The organism is bacterium (assembly GCA_016786595.1).
GTDB lineage: Bacteria > Bdellovibrionota_C > UBA2361 > SZUA-149 > JAEUWB01 > JAEUWB01.
Map to the genome: position 1 here is coordinate 63,116 of JAEUWB010000060.1, position 19,664 is coordinate 82,779.

The following is a 19,664-nucleotide window of genomic DNA, read 5'->3' on the forward strand; positions in this document are numbered from 1 at the left end:
CGCACTTAGATACGGTCAGGTAATAACAGGATTTCATGAAGTTTATGAAAAATTTCCAAAAAATACTAACCAGCTTAGTCGCAATTATCTTATGTCCAACGCTTACTTTAGCTTGGAACACATGTGGGTACTCAAAGCTTAAAGTAAATTATTGCTACTACATGAGCGCACCAGAACTCACGATTCTGAATGCGATGATTGCTGACTTTAACTCTAAAGTCCTAAGCAGTGGCCAAATTGTAAAAAACGCCAACATCTCAGCAGCACCCCTGCCCGATAATGGTGCGTCCAATATCGCCGTCGTTTCAGACGCCGAAATCCCAGCTGGCTACGGAATCACAAGCTGGTCGCAAATGCCTCCACGCACAGTAAGCTACCATACCCGCTGGTTTAACTCTTCGCTCTGCACCGAAATCGTCGAAGATGATGCGTTGATCAATAAAGCCGTGCGTAACGATTCACTCTATGAAAGCAAATTTAAATCCGCCTTAGAGAAAGAATTCCTCTGGGGAGCTGGAGTAGATAACGATACGCGCTTTATCGGTGTGATGAATAAATATCCTTGCGCCCGACGCTTTCAGTCTGAGTTAGATTACGCGACAATGGATGACCTCTATGGCCTTCGAACAGCGCTTTATGCTGCAAACGGATTCGGTGCAAATTGGCAGGTCAGAAACTACGCCGACATGGTCGTCTATGGACTGGCTCACCCAACTCCAGGTTCAGCACTCAGTGAACAATACTACCGCGACACCACGCTCAATGCGACAAGTCTAACAATTGGCAAAACCTATAGCGTAAAAGACATACATTTTGAAAATCGCGGCAATCAGCAAGCACAAGGCGTCACTGTCACACTGCGTTTTTCAACTGATACAGACATTACAGCTAACGATTATCTAGTGCACACAGTCTATTCTAGTTCGCAGTTCCCAGGTCACGCTTATGCCTATCGCAGTAGCCAAGCCTTTTCACTACCAGACATGCCTGAGGGAACGTATTACGTCGGATTACTTGTGCAATCCTCTGGACAAGAATATTCGAATCATAATAACCAAGCACTCTTGCACGCCGATGCAACGTGTGGGGCCTTTTTACAAGTTCAAGTTAAGAAAGATAATGTTGGCGGCAATCAATGTGACGGACCAAATCCTGACCCAAAACTCTGTTACGGCTGTAACATTGTAGATGTCTCTGCCTTGCAATTTGCAACAGATGGGGCCGGCACAAGAATGAATGAGGCTGCACATCAAGCTTCAAAGGCAATTTATGCAGCTGCTAAGGCGAGGAAAATAAAAGGCAGCAAGCTTAAAAAGTATCAGAAGATCCGTGATAGTGAATTGGCTGCAGCAAGTGTTAACTACACTGATTTCTGGCAAACAACATATTTAGGACTGCCGCAAACGTTCTTAACTGGTTGTTCATCAAATGCTGCAACCTGTACGTTTGAATCAAAAACAGCAACAATTGACCACATGCGAAACCTGCTTGCAGCGCAACATGCAAGAGTGTTGAGAGGTGTTTCAGCTGTAAAGAAAGTTTACGGAAAAAAGCTTCCAGCCAAAGTAAAGAAGAGCTTGGCAAAATATACTGCTAAGGCAAACTCTGCGCTGACAGATGGCATCAATGCCCTAGGTGGATTACCTAACGGTAATTTTAGTTGCCGCTAGGAATAATAATATCATTGCCCAATATCGTAATTTCCTTAGGTCACAGAGTAACTTTGGGCGAAACTTTTTTAGAGTAATAAATCGCACGCGAACGGTTAAAAATCGATCGGGGTGTAGAAACACCTCGGCGCACCAGTAGAGGCAATAATTGTACGAGCTGTTCCAGGAATTGTGTACGTAATCATTCCTGGAGTATTGGCTACATAATCGCAGTTTACTCCCAACTCATCGCCACCCTCGTCTTCTGTTGATTCCATGCGGACAACAAAGTTGTATGCGGCATCTCCAGGTGTCATCAAACCATCAGAATACGGTCCAGTGGACACCATAAAATAAGGGAAAAACGTGGGTCGACTTAAATTCAAATCTGGCATCAATGCTTCGCACGCCATCTCATTTTCGCCACTACATGACGCATAAATTTGCCGATCGATATAGTAAGTCTCTTGAGCACTTAGCATATTTCTCAGGTTTGCGTTCATAATGGCAACACCAACCCGCTTCTTCTGCTCGTTATAAACTTGCATTGCCATTGTCGCAAGAATACCTAAGCATACCATACACATCAGTAACTCAATCAGACTGAAGGCTTTATGATTTTTTATGCAAATGTACGCGCTTGAAGACAAACAGCTCTTAACCACTAAATTTTGTTATCATAGCACAAGTTTATTTAGCTAATTGTTAGTATTTGGTTAAAACTTTAACACAATTACTAAATCTAGTTGAAACAGTATTTTTAAGAAGAAATTAATTTACTACGCCAAACTGTTTGCCAACTTTCCTAAAGGCCTCAACTGCGCGTGTCAGTTGCTCAGGGGTGTGTGCGGCTGACATTTGGGTGCGAATGCGTGCCTTGCCCTTAGGCACAACGGGATAAGAAAAACCAATTACATAAATGCCTTCTTTGAGAAGTTCTCGTGCCATGTTTGTCGCTAAGACTGCATCACCGAGCATGACCGGCGCAATCGGATGAAATCCGGGGATGATCGTAAATCCAGCATTAGTCATTTCAGTTCTAAAAAATTTCGTATTCTCTTGAAGCTTGGTGCGAAGCTCTGAAGTGTTGGTCAGTAAGTCAATCACAGCAATACTTGCGGCAACGAGAGCCGGCGGCAAACTATTACTGAAAAGATACGGCCGGGAGCGCTGGCGTAACATCTCAATTAGTTCTTTACGCCCAGTTGTAAAGCCACCGATTGAACCGCCTAGCGCTTTACCGAGAGTTGAAGTTGTTAAATCAATGCGTCCGAGCACGCCACAGTGCTCTTGAGCGCCGCGTCCATTTGGGCCAAAAAATCCCGTGGCATGGCATTCATCAACCATTACAAGTGCATTATATTTTTCTGCTAAATCGCAAATCTCTTTCAGCGGAGCGACATCTCCATCCATGGAAAAAACCCCATCTGTTGAAATCAAACGCAGGCGCTTGGATTGTGTTGCTTGGAGGCAGCGTTCGAGGTCATTTAAATCGGCATGCTTATAGCGCTGACGTTCTGCCTTACAGAGGCGGATTCCATCGATAATCGAGGCGTGATTTAGTTCATCGCTAATCACGGCATCCTCTTCGCCGAGTAACGGTTCAAATACGCCGCCGTTTGCGTCAAAGCAGGCAGCATAGAGAATCGTATCATCGGCATTGTGAAATTTCGCGATTTTTTGTTCTAGTTCTTTATGAATTGTCTGTGTGCCGCAAATAAATCGCACCGAAGCCATGCCTAAGCCCCAGCGTTCTAGACCCGCTTGGGCGGCTTTAATCAAACTCTGATTATCGGCAAGTCCGAGATAATTATTGGCACAAAAATTTAAGACTTCCTTGCCATTGACTTTGATTGTCGGGCTCTGCGGGGTTTCAATCACCCGTTCTTCTTTGTAAAAACCAGCTTGTTTGATTTCTTCGAGGATCTTTCCAAAATGTTCTTTAGTATTTTCGCTATACATACAGCAAGCTCCATGTTGTTGAGATTGTCGATTTTGAGGAAAAGACGAGGCGCGGGAATTTTTTGATCCGCCGACTTTATTTAAAATAAACGAGGCGGTCAAAAAATTTCCCGCAACGAAGTATTTTTCCAAAATCGGCAATCTCATTTCTTTGGGTACAAAACAACCTTCTGCTCCTTCCCATCACGAAATCGTGAAAGCCCGGCAGAGAAGTTTTTTAGTTCAAATTCCCCGGTAATCAGTGGCTCAACTTGCAGACCATCTTCAAGTAGTCCAATCATTTGTTTCCAGGTATCAAACATTTCACGTCCAATAATGCCGTGCACAGTTAAGCCCTTCCAGAGGACATTTTTCGAGTAGCCTTGGATTGTCACGTCTTCTTCCTTGGGAATACCTAGTAGTGAAACGGTGCCGCCAGCGCGAACAAATTCAAATGCAGCGCTGATTCCGCCCGAGGCGCCAGACATTTCGTAAGCGATGTCCACACCTTCTGGAATATATTTTTGTTTCAAAATGCCAAGTGATGCTTCATGAGTGTTGATTAAAGTTACTTTATCGACTGCACCTCTTTTGGCAGCCCAGTTTTCTGCGCGGCTTAAGGCCTGAGAAGAGATATCAATAATGAAAACATGTGCGGCTCCAAGAAACACAGCAATCTCGCTTGCCATTGCACCAATTGGTCCGTATCCGACAATGGCGACAGTGCGCCCTTTGATTGGTGCTTTGGAGGAAGTATGTACGGCATTGCCTAAGGCGTCCATAATTGAGGCAACTTTAATCGGGATGCTTTTGGGTAATTTCACGACGTTCCAGGCAGGAACAACTACGTATTCGGCGAATGCCCCATCGCAATGAATCCCGTTTACTTTTGTGTGCACACAAGCGTGATATTTTCCGTCGGCGCAGGCGGGACAAGTTTTGCAAACTTGGTGCATTTCAGCTGAGACGTAGTCTCCTTTGGAAAAGCCGGTAACGCCTGGGCCGGTTTTATCAATTACTCCGCAAAATTCATGTCCGAGCACTAGCGGTGGCTTGACCATATTCATCACGCTTTGGTCGCCGCGTGTAATATGGACATCTGTTCCGCAAATTCCAGCTCCAAGCACTCGCACACGAATTTCATCAGTGCCTGGTTCAGGTACAGCTTGGTTGTCGCGGTATTCAAATTGGCCTGGTCCAGTAATAACGATTGCTTCCATGCTACCTCTCAAAAAAATCAACAATATTACGCATCAAAAACTTGTTCAAACTTGATTGTAGTCCTGCTTGGCTTAAACCTAGAACCGACTAGATAAGCCTTGCGCGATACTTGCCATACATAAATGTCTTTACGCTCATTTCCGGCGTAGTCAAATTTATGCGCGCCGAATTTGTTAACTAGGTGAGATGCTTTATTTTTTCCGACCAAATTAATTTTACCGTCACTGGCCATGACATCAGAAAAAATTCCAAAATATTTAGCGCAGGCCTGCGCGATACTTTTGTCAGTTCCAGAGACAAGTATCAGAGTTCGATTTTTTGCTTTTTCTTGCTTGAGAAAGCGATAAAATGATTCATGTATTGGAAAATCTGCGACATTATAGCTAACTCTTTGAGCTAAATGCTGTTTTACTTTTGCCATGCCTGAAGTTGCCCAAATGACTAAAATTGGGAAAAGCAATAGCGGGTTACGTATCACGGAACGTGTAAAAAGCTTATAGGCAGAATCAACACGAAGTAATGTACCATCCAAGTCTACGCAGAGTGGGCAATCAAGATCGCTAATATTTGTAGTATTGGCTGGAGTTTGCATCTGATTAGTGTAATCTGTAATCTAGTCACATTCAAGCTTGGATATCTATCGTAGATGTTTTCACGATGACATCTACATCATACACAAACTTTATATTGAATATCGATAAGGACGAGAACTCATGTCAGAGCAAGAATTCAAGGAACGTGGTTACATTAACCCTCAGGTCCTAGTTTCGACTGCCTGGGTTGAAGCTCATTTGAATGATACCAATGTGCGAATTATTGAGTCGAATGAAGACCAATTACTTTACCCATCGGGACATCTCCCGGGCGCGGTTGAAATCGACTGGACAAGAGATTTGAATGACCAGCTCCGTCGAGATTATCTCGACCGGAAAGGCTTTATTGCCTTAGTTGAGCGTGCAGGCATTAGTAAAGATACTAAGGTCGTTTTTTACGGCGATAAAAATAATTGGTGGGCGTGCTACGCATTTTGGATTTTTCAACTTTTTGGTCACACGAATGCCTGTATCATGGATGGTGGCCGGCTAAAATGGCAGAAAGAAAATCGAACTTTAACTCGTGAGACCGTCAAGTATGCGCCTTCAAAATATGAAGCTGCTGAGCGGGACGATCTAACGAACCGTGCTTTCCGCGATGATGTTTTAAAGCACATTCAATCCAAGCTTAAGCTTGTCGATGTGCGCAGCCCTGAGGAATATCGTGGAGAGCGTCTACACATGCCAGATTACCCTAATGAAGGGGCTTTACGTGGAGGACACATTCCTGGAGCGAAAAATATTCCCTGGGCGCGGGCGATTAATCCCACAGATGGGACATTTAAAACTGCTCCTGAGTTAAATCAAATTTACCAAGCGGAACAAAATTTAAGCCGCGAGGACAAGATTATCGCCTATTGCCGTATTGGTGAACGCAGTAGTCACAGCTGGTTTGTTTTAAAGTACCTACTTGGTTACCAACATGTCAGAAATTACGACGGCAGTTGGACCGAGTGGGGCAATTTAGTAGGCGTTCCAATTGAGAGAGAAATTACCGAGAGTAAGTAATTTAGATGGATTTCTTAGACTACCCGGAAAAACTTAAAAACTTCTTGCTGCAGATTCAAGACGTCGATGACCGCGAAGAACGCGCTGCCTTATTGATTGAAATTGCCGATCGTTTCAAGCCTGTGCCAGCTGAGATTGCAACACGTCCCTACCCTGCCAATCACCGCGTTCCGGCCTGTGAGTCAGATGCTTATATTTGGGCAACTCAACTTGCAGATGGCGGTTATAAATTTCATTTTGCAGTTGAAAACCCACAAGGTATATCTGCTAAGGCGGTAGCAGTTTTAATTGATGAAACCCTTTCCGGATGCACTGCTGAGGAAATTGCAAAAGTCAGCGAAGATATGATTTTTACAGTTTTCGGCAAAAACATTTCGATGGGCAAGGGCCAAGGTTTGATGGGGATGATCACTCTCACCAAACGCCTGGCTAGCCAAAGTCGGGAGAATTATTAAATGGGCAAAAAAATTAGTCTAATCATTCCAGTATATAATGAAGCCGACCACTTGGAACGATTCCTCAACACAATCGATACTCTGGAATTGCCTGCACTAAAAGAATTAGTTTTTGTGAACGATTGTTCAAAGGATAATTCCGGTAAAATACTTGATGATTTTAAATTTAAATCCTCGGCACTGATTATTCATCAGGAGAAAAACCAAGGTAAAGGGGCTGCGCTGAGACGCGGAATCGAATCCGCAACGGGAGAAATCATTGGCATCCAAGATGCTGATTTCGAATATGACCCGAGTGACATTCCTGGTCTGATTACTCCACTTTTACAAGAAAAAGCAGATATCGTTTATGGTTCACGCTTTAAGCACGGCGCGCAGGTGCATCGCACAATACATTATCTGATTAACCGCATGCTTACGCTGTTTAGCAATTTTGCCAGTGGCTTGTATGTTACTGACATGGAAACTTGCTATAAGTTTTTTCGCGCCGATGTAATCAAGAACATTAAACTTGAATCCAATCGCTTTGGCTTTGAACCTGAGATCACGGCTAAAATTGCACGTTTAAAAGTCCGTGTGCTCGAATTCCCGATTTCCTATTTCCCTAGAAATTACTTGGAAGGTAAAAAAATTACCTGGAAAGATGGTTTTGCGGCACTTCGTCATATTTTTTACTTTAATTTTTGCATCAACTCAAAAGAGTGCTTCACCGAGAATTTACCCCAACATTATATTCCAAAAGGCCAGCATTGGTTATGATTAAAAATAAATTATTTTTACTTTTATCGATACTGTTCTGCACTATAAGTTGTTCAACTGTTTTTGAGTCTGAAGCCTCGTCTGCCGTTAAATTAACGATCATGAATGTTACTAACGAATATATTCGTGCAATCGCTGCAGGTAACGAAAATGCAGTGGAAAGCTTAGTACTTTGGGCCGAATATGCTGATCAAGCAGAAAGTAATTTCACTAAAGCCTTAGCACTAGAAGAGGTTCGGTCGTTAAGCACAAAATTTCAAACCCCTGAGGGGCATCCACTCATTGGCCTGGAAGTGCTGGATCTTTCCTCACGTGGCAATCATGCCTCAATCAGCTTGCGTAACCCTGCCCTGCCTTCGATGGAACAAATTAAAATTCACCTACTCTGGACAGGGAGTGCTTGGAATATTAGCCATGACAACCTCTTTGGCAAAGATAGAATTATTGAAAAACTGATCCAACAAAGTTAAATCTTTTCGTGAGCCCAACTAATTCAAAAAATTTTGACTCCTTGCGGTCATTGCTTGCGGAATTACAAGTGCGCAAGCAAATAATCGAAATCAATGCGCCAGTTGATCCAAATTTAGAACTAGCTGAAATCCACCGACGCGTAGTTGCGGCTGGCGGTCCAGCATTACTTTTCAAGAATGTAGTGGGTAGCCCCTTCTCACTAGTAACCAATTTATTTGGCACAACTGAACGAGTGAATCTTGCCTTTGGTAATGAACTAAAAGACACGATTGCCAAGTTAGCAGCGTTTCCACACAGCATGTTACCACCTGCCTTAAGTAAGGTTTGGGCTGAGCGTAATACGCTCAGTAAGTTATTTAAGGTTGGAACAAGCGTTACAAGCGAGAGTCCAGCGACAGAAGTGATTGAAACACCAGCAAATCTCGCGGCATTACCTTTTACGAAAAGTTGGCCCGCGGATGGCGGTTTTTTCCTGACGCTACCTTTGGTCTACACAGAAGATCCTGAGACCAAAATTTCAAATCTGGGCATGTATCGCATGCAGCGTTTTGATGCAGCATCAACTGGCATGCATTTCCAAATCGGGAAAGGTGGTGGATACCATTTATTTCGTGCAAAAGAATTAGGAAAAAAATTAGCATGTAACGTCTTTCTTGGGGGACCGCCCGCGCTCATACTCTCAGCAATCGCACCACTACCAGAGAACGTCCCTGAGTTACTTTTGGCGTCCTTGGTTCAAGGTAAAAAGTTAAAAATCTCCCGTAACAGTGATACTTTACTTTTCCCAGCTACTGCAGAATGTGTTTTATGCGGAAGCATCGATCCTAGAGAGAGTAAGCCTGAGGGTCCTTTTGGCGATCATTATGGATACTATTCCCTAGAGCACGACTTTCCGGTTTTCCGCGTGGACAAAGTGCTTCGCAGAAGGGATGCGATTTTTCCTGCAACGGTTGTGGGTAAGCCACGGCAGGAAGATTTTTATATAGGTAACTATTTACAAGAAGCCCTTTCGCCACTTTTTCCCTTAGTCATGCCTGGAGTAAAATCACTGTGGAGTTTTGGTGAGACTGGATTCCATTCATTATCTGCGGCGCAAGTTCGTGAACGCTATCGTAAGGAAGCATTAAGCTCGGCGTTTAGAATTCTGGGGGAGGGGCAACTAAGTCTTACTAAGTTTTTACTGCTCACAGATCAAACCGTAAATTTAAGATCAATTCGAGCGGTGCTAGAGGTCATACTTGAGCGTTACGATCCTGCAGTCGATTTACATGTCTTTCAACACACCTCGATGGATACCCTAGATTATACTGGACGAAAGCTGAACGAGGGCAGTAAGGGGGTGCTGATTGGTGTTGGTAATCCAATTCGTACTTTACCACGAGTGGTAAAAAGTAGCCCCCCCAATTACTTGCGTGAAGCTACAATGTTTTGTGCGGGTTGTATTGTAGTTAGTGGGGAGTCATTTACAGCTAAGCGAAACTTACCTGAGAAAATTGCCGCTGAACCTTATTTTACTGAGTGGCCACTTGTCGTTCTCGTTGATGACGTAGCGCGCACGGTACAAAGCGATCAGGATTTTCTTTGGACGGTATTCACACGGTTTGACCCTGGACATGATCTATTTTTACAAAACCAGCATGCAGAAAGGTTCCATGTCGGAGGAAATTGCCCCTTGGTAATTGATGCCAGAATGAAACCGAGCTATCCAGCTGAGCTAGTAGTAGATGATCAGACGGATAGTCTTGTAACAAAACGCTGGGGTGAATATTTTAAATAAGCTAGAAGATTAACAATGCTCGTAATCAGTGATTTTATTAGCCAAGTTTTGAGATACCGGGAGTATCTCTATCAATCTGTTTTACGCGACCTGCGCAGACGCTATAAGCGCTCGATCCTTGGGTATTTTTGGTCAATCGCCCACCCCTTGATGATGATGATTGTTTTAGCAACTGTGTTTTCGCATATCATGCGAATCGAAATTAAAGATTATGCGATCTTTTTATTTGCGGGGCTTTTACCTTGGAATTTTTTTAGTAGCACCGCGATGATGTCCTTACACAGTATTCGCTCAAATGCGCGACTCTTTAGTCATGTGCCGATCCCTAAATATATTTTTGTACTTTCAATTGCTGCATCAAACTTTGTTAATTACTTACTGGCCTTAATTCCCTTGCTGCTGATGATTCTTGTGGCGGGGCGCACGGTCCCAGCAACAATTGTTTTATTACCGCTAGTCTTAATCCCCTTCATTCTAGCCGTATTGGGAATCTCGATGCTACTGGCCGCAAGTAATGTGTTTTTTGAAGACACACATCATTTAGCAGAAGTCGGGATGAGTGTGCTTTATTTCTTAAGCCCAGTACTCTACCACCGCGGACTATTGCCGCAGTCACTTGTAAAATATTTAGTTTACAATCCATTTTTTACTCAGATTGAGTTTATCCGAGCTGTTGTCTACGACGGGGTTTTTCCTGACTTTTCAGTCTTTTTATGCAATCTCCTGGCTTCGATCTTAATTTTTGTGATCGCTTTGGTCATCTTTCGTAAAGTAGAAGATAAATTTTTGTATTTTATTTAGCTATGCAACAAGATTTAGAAAATAGTGCTCCAATCACACTGACTGCCGTAACTGTTGCATACCGCTCCTATCAGAAGCGTCCAACTTCGCTTAAAGAAACAATTCTAAAACTCCTAACTCAAGGCAAGGTAAAGTACTACTCCACATTAGATGCACTGTCGGGTCTGACACTCAGTGTTAAAAAGGGATCTGTGCTTGGAATCATTGGTAGTAATGGCAGTGGAAAGAGCACTTTACTCAAAGTGCTTGCGCAAGTACTGAAACCCACTTCAGGTAAAGTTACAATCCAGGGGACTGTAGCTTCTCTGATTGATCTCGGTGTTGGATTTGATCATGAACTGAATGCCATTGAAAATATTTACCTAAATGGGTCACTTTATGGCCGCACGCGAGCGCAAATTGAGGCGCGCGTTCCAGGAATTATCGAATTCTCAGAGCTTCAGGATTTTAGCGAAACTCCAATTAAGTACTTCTCCTCGGGCATGGTCGCTAGACTTGGATTTGCCTGTGCGATTGATGTTAACCCCGATATCCTCTTAGTCGATGAAGTGCTCTCAGTTGGCGATGAACGTTTTCAACAAAAATGCCATGATCGCATTCAGCAATTTCTTAAAACAGATCGCACCGTGATCATGGTCAGTCATGACATGAAGGTAATTGAAGAGATGTGTGACGAGGTTGCAGTTTTATCACGTGGACAATTAATTTATTTAGGTGCCGCGGCAGAGGCCATCGCTTGTTATCGTGATGAGCACTATCAAACCCGCCTTGGCGCCCATTTTGATAATCCGCAGGTCATCGTGTAAGCTCATTGAGCTCTACTACTATGGGTCTATTTAAATTTCTTAAACATTTGCAAATAAGGTCACGAGGTTTTCGTAGTAATTTAAAACTGCTTGGCCTTGGCGAATTTGTTCGATATTATTGGTCCCGCTTCAAGGGCTTGTTTGCGCCTGAGCCAAAGCCCGAAACCTTCGACTACTGGATCAAACATCAGTTGCCAGGGTGGCCCCAAATCCAGGCACAGACTCATCACGATAATTTGATTTGGGGCAAGCAGCCATTAAGTATTTGTTATGCGGTGATCGATCGAACTAACTCGATTTCCGCGATCAGGCGCTCCCTACTAAATCTGGATCGTCAGTCTGCAACCTGGGCAGAGCTGATGATTGTCACTACAGATACTGTAGTCGAGCAGAAATGTGCTCAACTACTATTAAAATTATTTCCGCAGAAGCTTACGCGAGTAAGCCGCGTAGCTGATCTTACCTTAGCTAAGTCTAGCGTGCTTAATAGCGTCAGCACAGATTACATAACGTTTATTTCTGCAGGTGATTTACTGTGTCAGAGCTACACTTTTGCAATTAAAATGCATCGCGCCGAGCATGGAGATTTCACTGTCGCCTATGTTGATGAGTGTTACTATGCGCCTTCTGAGAACGCCTATCACAACCTCATACTTAAGCCCGGGTGGTCTCCTGAGATGCTTCTCAGTTATAACTATCTCGGAAAAGGTGTGTGTCTAAATGTAGCCGCCTTGAAAGAACGTGGTGGTTTTAATGCTAAAACCGCGCCCGCAGAAGAGTTTGATTATTTTCTCCACTTAGTCGATAGCGCGGCAAAAATTATAAAAATTAGTAAACCACTTTATTTCAGGTCCGCCAAAAGGTTTATCCGCAATGCGCTAGATTTAGAGTCAGCCGAGAGTGAGAAAGAATCTCAGTGCTTGACCCAATATCTGAGCCGACTGGGGTTTAGAGAGATTTCAATCAAAAAAAATCCGCAGCACGCTAAGCAAGTGTCTTGGAAACTTGAAACTGAGCCTTGTGTCAGTATTATTATTCCGAGCTTAAATAATTTCGAGATGCTCAAGCGCTGCATTGAAGGACTGATTAATGACACTAATTACCTCAATAAAGAGATCATCATTGTTGATAATCTGAGCACCGAGGAAAGTGTGCTGGAGTATTACAAGTCCCTCAAGCAAGCCGGATTTGCTAAAATTATTACATTTAATGAAGAATTTAATTATTCAAAGGCGTGTAACTTAGGTGCAGAGCACGCCGAGGGCGAATATTTACTCTTTCTTAATAATGACACTGAAGTGATCAGTAAAGATTGGCTTACAGAGTTAATCCGCATGGCAAGCCTCCCGGGCATTGGCATGGTTGGAGCTAAATTATTATACCCTTGGGGGGAAGTTCAGCATGCTGGTGTAGCTTTAGGGTTACATACCGTTGGACATATTTATCTGTATAGCAAAGCTAATCATTTTGACATCTTCGGTTCACCTAATATCTATCGAAATTTGCTAGCAGTTACTGGCGCTTGCCAATTAATTAGTCGTAAGACCTTTGAACAAGTTGGACGATTTGATGAGCAATATAAAATCTTCTTTAGCGATATCGCTTTGGGACTACGCGTCAGGGAAATCGGCTTACGTGTAGTATATACTCCCTATGCAGAACTTTATCACCACGAAGGTGCAACTCGGGATGGGTCTTTTCCACTGCAAGATCTGACAAAATTTATAGCTTTACTTAAGGAATTAGCTCTAACTCAAGACCCCTATTGGCATGAGTGCTTAAGCTCACTGCATCACGTTCCGCGGTTACGAGCGCCACACGAAGGATCACCAGCAGATTCCATTTTATTACTCGATCGAGTTTACTATCAGTGCCCAAAGGTGCCTCTACGTGATATTTTTGACGAGTCTGAGATCATAGCAGCATACGCGGACTTAGATCGATCTAAACTCTTTCCTGCTAACCACACGATTTCGGAAATCGAGGCATCTGAGTGCGCAGCTGCTGCTTTTGTCATTAATCTGCTCCGTACAAACCACGATCTACGTAAGCGTTTCCCTCGAGCACTTTCTGCTGGAATAACCGGAGAATTTTATGAGTGGCTTAAAACAGATGGTGCTATTCAGTATCAGTTAACTCAAGGTGCCCTTGAGCAAATCAAAGCAGCTTTTGCCGCAAAGCTCTCAAGAAATATTCGACACTTTGTTGAGACGCGCACTGATTTAAGATCGCATATCCCCTGCGCTTTATTCAAAACTGAGCAGCTGCGCCTCTTACACTGGCTACTTACGGATTTCATACCTCAGTATCATCTAACAATTGAAGAAATCTGGTGGTTTTTAATTGAGGCGCAGGAAAATCCTCAGCAAGAGTTGATTAATAGTTACTTACTTAACCCGCAGTGGCAGCGTTCATTTCCAGATGCTTTGACTATTTTCGGTTGGGCTGAGTTTGCAAGCTGGGTAATTGAACAGTTTAATCTGGAAAATATTGGAATTAGCATCGAAGAATATCCAACATTTTATTCTCCAGAGGAACAGTTACGTATTGCCTATAACTGCCGCCCACGTTGGCGCCTGAGATTTCCCAATGCTTTTCAAGTACCAAGCGAGAGACTGAAGCTAGTTAAGTGGCTCCGCACTGACACGGGTTGGGAATCTAATGTTAAAGATAAAATCGCATTTAACAAACTAATTGGCGAGCTTGACCTAACAAGCAATCCGCAAGACGGGCTTAATGTTTTAGCGCATTTAACCTACCCTTCAGGATTACAAGTTGCAGCCCATGCACTCTGTAATTCCTTACGCTTAGTTAATATTCCATTAGCCTTAAGAAATTTCCCTGCAGGGAAAGATAAACCTGATTTTTCTGTTGAGCAGTACTATTTGTCACAAGAAGTTTACGACACAACCTTGCTACATATTCAGGCCCCTGCACTAGGCAATATTTATTTCAAAGCAAATACCTGCACACGAAGCGTTAGCACTTACAAAATTGCTTATTGGTTTTGGGAATTAGCCGAAATCCCTGTATCCTGGGCGAAAGTGTCTTCAGCAGTTGATGAGATTTGGTCGCCAACTAGTTTTGTCACGGAAGCTTTGAAACGTATGGGAACAGTGCCAATTTATACCCAACTTCCTGGTGTTGAATTGCCCAGATTTAAATCGTTACCCAGAAGTTATTTCGGTCTCCCCGAAGACCGTTTTATTTTTATGTTCATGTTCGACATGAATAGCTTTATGGAGCGTAAGAATCCATTAGCACTCATTCGAGCATTTAAAAAAGCTTTTCGCAGTGACGACCGCGCTTCGCTTGTTATTAAAGTCTCACGCGGGGAAAATGATCCGAAATCATTTCACAAACTTATTGCTGCAGCAAAATCCTGTAACGCAATTGTGATAAACAAAACGCTACTGCGTGAAGAAACTTATGCGCTGCAAGAAAACTGCGATTGCTATGTTTCTTTACACCGCTCTGAGGGTTTTGGTTTAACCCTGGCGGAAACAATGCTCATGGGCAAACCAACCATTGCAACGAACTATTCTGGTAACGTTGATTTTATGAATCAACACGTCAGTAAACTCGTGGATTTTAAATTGACTGAGCTTAAAAAAGACTATTTACCATATGAAAAGGGCATGCATTGGGCAGACCCTGATATCGATCAAGCAGCTGAGTATCTGCGCTGGGTTTACGCACATCAGGACCAAGCAAAACTACTTGGTCTAGCTGCTAAGTCCCATGTTGAGAAGGTATTAAGCTTGGAAGCATCTGGTAAGCGTATGCAAGAACGCTTAGCAGAAATTAAGTTACTAAAAGCCAATAGAGGCCCAAATGTAGAAATCACTGAGCGGATCAGGCCGAATGTCGCAGTTAGGCTTTAAATTAAATTTTCAGCTAACTTGTGCCCTGGCCTGCTGTGCGAGCTTTATTTATATTCTAGTAACGACTGTCTCGGGCATTTTAAGTCTTTATTCGCCAATCCAACATGACGATCAAATCCATTTTATTCTGGATTTAAATAAATATTTAGCCGGGACCTACAGCTGGAGAGATTTGCTAAGTTTTCACAACGAACACCGCCTGGTTTTCCCGAGACTTTTTTATTTCCTTGATTATTTCCTTGCAAGTTTAACTAACAAATTTAACTTAGTAGCAATCTTTTGCCTCCAATTGTTGCACTTTTTTCTAGTAATAAAAGTCATTTTTGCAACAACTGATCAGAAATCAAAATTTTTCGCGGCAAGCTTATTCGGGATTACCGGTTCATTATTTTTTAATGCTGCGCAACTCGATAACTTTACTTTTGGGTTTCAAGTTTGCTTCATTCTGGTCTATTTTGCTGTAAGTATTGCTATATTTTCAATGCTTCGCGCCTGCAGCGCGAAAAGTAACGCTTGGTTTGCTGCTAGTCTTGGCGCCGGCTTAGTTGCTAACTTTAGCCTAGGAAACGGTATCTTGATCTGGCCGCTATTAGTCGGAATCGCATTCGTGAAACGCGCTCACCGACTGCATCTTGTTACCTTATTCTTGTCAGCGCTTGTTGTAATCAGCTTATATCTTACAAACTATACACCCTTAGAGTCTTCAACCCATAGAGTGCTAAGCCCGCAAAGCTTAAAATTCATTCTGCATTTCATCTTAGCAAATGTAGGAAATCCCATTCATGGATCTGGAATATTTTATTCAAAAATTTTGGGGCTGATTATCCTCGCGCTAACTTTTTATTTCACGCTTTTTGTCCTCAAAAATAAATCATTTAGCGACAGGAATTTATTTTTACTGAGCAATCTCTTTTTTTGCTTAGGCTCAATAGGTTTAGCTGCGGCAAGTAGGTTCCAGTTTGGTATCGCTCTGGCCGTGATCAGTCGTTATGTAACAACAGCTTCCATCTTAATTGCATACGCATTAATACTATGCATTTCTCTAGCACTCGAACATCAGAAGCAACGACTTGCTAACTTAATGCTCATCGGCGCTACGGCTCTAGTCCTCTGCATGTCTTACCTACAACGTGACTATATCGCGCCATTTCATGGTAATAACACTCTGCGTGAAATTGCTGCTCTTGCACTTAAGCTTGGTATTAAAGACGAAGAATTAATTCGAAGAATTCACCTCATCCCAGCTAGTAAGACTTTGGAAGCCTATGCAACATTAGCCGACTTGAAACTTGCTGAGTATCATCATGCTGAAGAGCTTAAACTTAACCAAACTCTTGACGCAAATTACCAACCACAAAAGTGCTTAGGTTCGATTGAACTCGTTAGCGTAATTAAACAAACTGATAATTATAAATTACTACGCGGCTGGATTTATCATGGGCTAAAAAACAGTCCAAAAGATAAACTTTATGTGCTCGACAGTCAGAATTTGGTCGCAGGCATTGGCAAGATTGGATATATCCGGCCTGATATTTTATCTAGCCAGCAGAATGTAAAATCAATTTTTACAGGGTTTGAAGTTATTCTTAAAAGTAATGTTTTAGAGCAGGCTCCAGCTGCGTTGCAATTTTATGTTGAAAATCATCATACAAAAGTAACTTGCCCAATAAGCTTTCGGGGGCATTAAAAGTCTAGAATTGACTGAGTTGCTTAGCCGCTTGTTCTAAAACACTGTCTTCAACGGCAAGGCAAAACCTGACCCAGCGTTCATGTGTTGGATTATGAACAAAATCGTCTGCTGGAACAGCTCCAACTTTTACTTTTTCAATCATGAATTTAACGAAATCCAGCGGGATCAAATTTGCTTCAATCGCACTATAGTCTGCAATTAAATAATAGCTGCCCTGGGGATTAATTATTTTAAAACCACAATCCCTTAACGACTTTGTAAAAAAGTCTCGCTTAGCTTGATACTTTAGCGCTAGCTCAGCATAAAACTCACTTCCCAGTTCATTCACAGAGCGGGCAATTGCCTCTTGAAACGGACTTGGTGGACAAACATAAATCGCATCAGCAAGTGCTGCGAAATATTCAGAAATTGCTTCAGGAACGACTAAAAACCCAATGCGCCATCCAGTAATTGCAAAAGTTTTTGAGTAGCCGCCAATTGTTAGCGTGCGCTGACGTAGCTCGGGAAGAGACGCTGGAGAAATATGCTTACGACCATCAAAAACCATGTATTCATAGATTTCGTCGGTCACGACAAGTGTGTCGTACTTCTCACAGAGAGCAGCAATAGTTTTAAGCTCCGCTTCCGTAAAGACTTTTCCCGTAGGATTACTCGGAGTGTTAATCATTAAAAATTTTGGTCTCTGTTTGAGTGCAGCTTCAAGTTCGAGCACGTCAAAATCCCAATTTTCACCACGTAGCTTAATCGTCAATATTTCAGCATGATAGCGCTTAGCGGTGTTTAGGTGGTAGGGATAGGAAGGTTCAAAAAAAACTACCTTGTCGCCGCTATTAATCAACGCCCCACAGATAATTTCAAATGCTCCTGTTGCACCACACGTTAAAATGACCTCTGACTCAGGATTTACCCCCTGAATTCGATTGTCGCGGGCAAGTTTCTTCACAATAGAGCTCCGCGCACTAAGTAACCCACGGGGTAGTGAATAGCGATTTAGTCCCTCTTCAATTGCAGCGTAAGCGTGCTTAACCACTGTCTGTGGTACGGGTAGCTGACAAGTGCCTTGGCCAAGATTAATACCGCTGACTTTTTGCACTAGTCCGGTGATAATTCTTAGCTTTGGGCTTTCAAAACTTTTAGCTTCAGGGGTTAAACGCGAGTTTAAATCTTGCATGAATTACATATCATCAAAGGCTTTGTTAATTTGATCGTTTTGCTTTTTCTGGACAGCCTCGGTTTTAAATTTAGCTTGATTAGCCTTCATCTTAGGCTCTTTGATATAGTTTTTCGCTGCATCTTGTTGGCAAGCTAAGAGGAAACAACTTAGAAAAGCTACTGCAATTAAGCGAAAAATCGTTTTCATTGGACTGATCTCCTTAATTTACATGCGCGCGATTAGTTCTTCTGCAAACTTGGAGCATGAAACTTCTTTTGCGCCAGTCATCCCTCGCGCTAAATCGTAAGTCACAACCTTTTCCTTAATTGTTGACTCTAATGCACTATCAATCATTGATCCAACCTTAGTCCAGCCTAAATAATCAAACATCATTTTGCCCGATAAAATAACTGACCCAGGGTTAACCTTGTCTTGTCCCGCATACTTTGGGGCGGTCCCATGCGTTGCCTCAAACACAGCTCCTTCTGCGCCGATGTTTCCACCTGGCGCAATCCCTAAGCCACCAACCATCGCAGCCAGGGCATCCGATAAATAATCGCCATTTAAATTGGTTGTCGCGATCACCGAGTATTCATCTGGACGGAGTTGCACTTGCTGAAACATGTTATCAGCAATGCGGTCTTTAATAATTAACTTCCCGTTACTGGAACTACTGCTCAGCTCTTCTTCGAAGATTACTTTTTCTCGAAACTCCTCCTTGGCAAGTTCATAGCCCCACTCCCTAAATGCCCCCTCAGTAAACTTCATGATATTGCCCTTGTGCACGAGAGTTAGACTGGGAAGTTTGTGCTCGAGAGCGTGCTCAATTGCCATCTTGATCAGCCTTTTTGAGGCAAAACTGGTCATGGGCTTAATGCCAATTGCACTTTCAGCGCGAACTTTTTTACCCGACAACCTTTCTACTGTTGCTCGTAGTTCTTCGGCTTCTTTAGTACCAGCAGCAAACTCTAACCCAGCATAAACATCTTCCGTATTTTCACGGAAAATAACCATGTTTACTTTCTGCGGCTCTTTAAAGGGGCTAGGCACACCTGGGTAATAACGCACTGGGCGGATACAGGCATAAAGGTCAAGTGTTTGACGTAAAGCCACATTAATCGACCGCACCCCCTTACCTACTGGTGTTGTTAAGGGACCTTTAATTGCAACGCGATAATCTTTAATTGTTTGCAGCGTTTCATCAGGCAACCAGTTTCCAACCTGCTTAAATGCTTTCTCTCCAGCAAGAACTTCCTTCCAAATCACCTTTTTTGTGCCGTGAAAACATTTTTCAACTGCTGCATCAAACACCATCTGTGATGCTCGCCAAATGTCAGGACCTACTCCATCACCCTCAATAAATGGAATCTCAACGTGGTCAGGTACATGTAGAGCCCCATTTGCAAGTTTTGTAATTTGATTGGCAGTTTGCATTTTAAAAGTTTCCTTTCGGCTG

17 protein-coding genes are annotated in these 19,664 nt (G+C 42.9%); 10 read left to right on the forward strand and 7 right to left on the reverse strand.

The window, feature by feature from the left end; genetic code table 11:
• Nucleotides 1–44: 44 nt before the first annotated feature.
• Nucleotides 45–1,670, forward strand: coding sequence for a hypothetical protein (locus JNK13_11015; GenBank protein ID MBL7663268.1), 1,626 nt, complete (start codon nucleotides 45–47; stop codon nucleotides 1,668–1,670).
• A 95-nt stretch (nucleotides 1,671–1,765) separates the two neighbouring features.
• On the opposite strand, the gene JNK13_11020 is transcribed toward JNK13_11015, so the two are convergent.
• From JNK13_11020 to JNK13_11035, 4 genes are all read right to left on the reverse strand, one after another.
• Nucleotides 1,766–2,236 (reverse strand): hypothetical protein, encoded by a 471-nt coding sequence (locus tag JNK13_11020; protein MBL7663269.1) that lies wholly within the window; start codon nucleotides 2,234–2,236, stop codon nucleotides 1,766–1,768.
• Between the two features lie 184 nt (nucleotides 2,237–2,420).
• Nucleotides 2,421–3,611, reverse strand: a complete 1,191-nt coding sequence (kbl, locus tag JNK13_11025; GenBank protein MBL7663270.1) for a glycine C-acetyltransferase — start codon at nucleotides 3,609–3,611, stop codon at nucleotides 2,421–2,423.
• 143 nt (nucleotides 3,612–3,754) lie between these two features.
• Nucleotides 3,755–4,810 (reverse strand): alcohol dehydrogenase catalytic domain-containing protein, encoded by a 1,056-nt coding sequence (locus JNK13_11030; protein MBL7663271.1) that lies wholly within the window; start codon nucleotides 4,808–4,810, stop codon nucleotides 3,755–3,757.
• 26 nt (nucleotides 4,811–4,836) lie between these two features.
• Complete coding sequence (locus JNK13_11035) at nucleotides 4,837–5,403, reverse strand: haloacid dehalogenase-like hydrolase (protein MBL7663272.1); 567 nt, start codon at nucleotides 5,401–5,403, stop codon at nucleotides 4,837–4,839.
• Nucleotides 5,404–5,524: 121 nt separating this feature from the next.
• On the opposite strand from JNK13_11035, the gene JNK13_11040 reads away from it, so the two are divergent.
• From JNK13_11040 to JNK13_11080, 9 genes are read left to right on the forward strand one after another with little or no spacing between them, the layout of a single operon-like run.
• Nucleotides 5,525–6,412: a sulfurtransferase gene (locus JNK13_11040; protein MBL7663273.1), complete on the forward strand. Its 888-nt coding sequence runs from the start codon at nucleotides 5,525–5,527 to the stop codon at nucleotides 6,410–6,412.
• A 5-nt stretch (nucleotides 6,413–6,417) separates the two neighbouring features.
• A complete protein-coding gene (locus JNK13_11045) occupies nucleotides 6,418–6,867 on the forward strand; it encodes a SufE family protein (GenBank protein MBL7663274.1) in 450 nt (149 codons plus the stop codon).
• The gene (locus tag JNK13_11050) at nucleotides 6,868–7,626 is read left to right on the forward strand and encodes a glycosyltransferase family 2 protein (protein ID MBL7663275.1); all 759 of its coding nucleotides are present in this window, start codon (nucleotides 6,868–6,870) and stop codon (nucleotides 7,624–7,626) included.
• Nucleotides 7,623–8,096: a hypothetical protein gene (locus tag JNK13_11055; GenBank protein MBL7663276.1), complete on the forward strand. Its 474-nt coding sequence runs from the start codon at nucleotides 7,623–7,625 to the stop codon at nucleotides 8,094–8,096. Before JNK13_11050 ends, JNK13_11055 begins: the two co-directional genes overlap by 4 nt.
• Nucleotides 8,097–8,104: 8 nt before the next feature.
• Nucleotides 8,105–9,874 carry a UbiD family decarboxylase gene (locus JNK13_11060; protein ID MBL7663277.1) on the forward strand — a complete coding sequence of 590 codons (1,770 nt, stop codon included), beginning with the start codon at nucleotides 8,105–8,107 and terminating at the stop codon, nucleotides 9,872–9,874.
• Between the two features lie 15 nt (nucleotides 9,875–9,889).
• Nucleotides 9,890–10,675 (forward strand): ABC transporter permease, encoded by a 786-nt coding sequence (locus JNK13_11065; protein MBL7663278.1) that lies wholly within the window; start codon nucleotides 9,890–9,892, stop codon nucleotides 10,673–10,675.
• A 2-nt stretch (nucleotides 10,676–10,677) separates the two neighbouring features.
• Nucleotides 10,678–11,481, forward strand: a complete 804-nt coding sequence (locus tag JNK13_11070; protein MBL7663279.1) for an ABC transporter ATP-binding protein — start codon at nucleotides 10,678–10,680, stop codon at nucleotides 11,479–11,481.
• Nucleotides 11,482–11,501: 20 nt separating this feature from the next.
• Nucleotides 11,502–15,365: a glycosyltransferase gene (locus JNK13_11075; GenBank protein MBL7663280.1), complete on the forward strand. Its 3,864-nt coding sequence runs from the start codon at nucleotides 11,502–11,504 to the stop codon at nucleotides 15,363–15,365.
• Complete coding sequence (locus JNK13_11080) at nucleotides 15,346–17,052, forward strand: hypothetical protein (protein ID MBL7663281.1); 1,707 nt, start codon at nucleotides 15,346–15,348, stop codon at nucleotides 17,050–17,052. Before JNK13_11075 ends, JNK13_11080 begins: the two co-directional genes overlap by 20 nt.
• Nucleotides 17,053–17,056: 4 nt before the next feature.
• Here JNK13_11080 and JNK13_11085 read toward each other — a convergent pair whose 3' ends face one another.
• Genes JNK13_11085 through icd form a run of 3 tightly spaced genes read right to left on the reverse strand, consistent with a single transcriptional unit; the run spans nucleotide 17,057 to nucleotide 19,642 of the window.
• A complete protein-coding gene (locus tag JNK13_11085) occupies nucleotides 17,057–18,226 on the reverse strand; it encodes a pyridoxal phosphate-dependent aminotransferase (GenBank protein ID MBL7663282.1) in 1,170 nt (389 codons plus the stop codon).
• Between the two features lie 3 nt (nucleotides 18,227–18,229).
• Nucleotides 18,230–18,415, reverse strand: a complete 186-nt coding sequence (locus JNK13_11090) for a hypothetical protein (GenBank protein ID MBL7663283.1) — start codon at nucleotides 18,413–18,415, stop codon at nucleotides 18,230–18,232.
• Nucleotides 18,416–18,433: 18 nt separating this feature from the next.
• Complete coding sequence (gene icd / locus JNK13_11095) at nucleotides 18,434–19,642, reverse strand: isocitrate dehydrogenase (NADP(+)) (GenBank protein ID MBL7663284.1); 1,209 nt, start codon at nucleotides 19,640–19,642, stop codon at nucleotides 18,434–18,436.
• Between the last annotated feature and the right edge of the window lie 22 nt (nucleotides 19,643–19,664).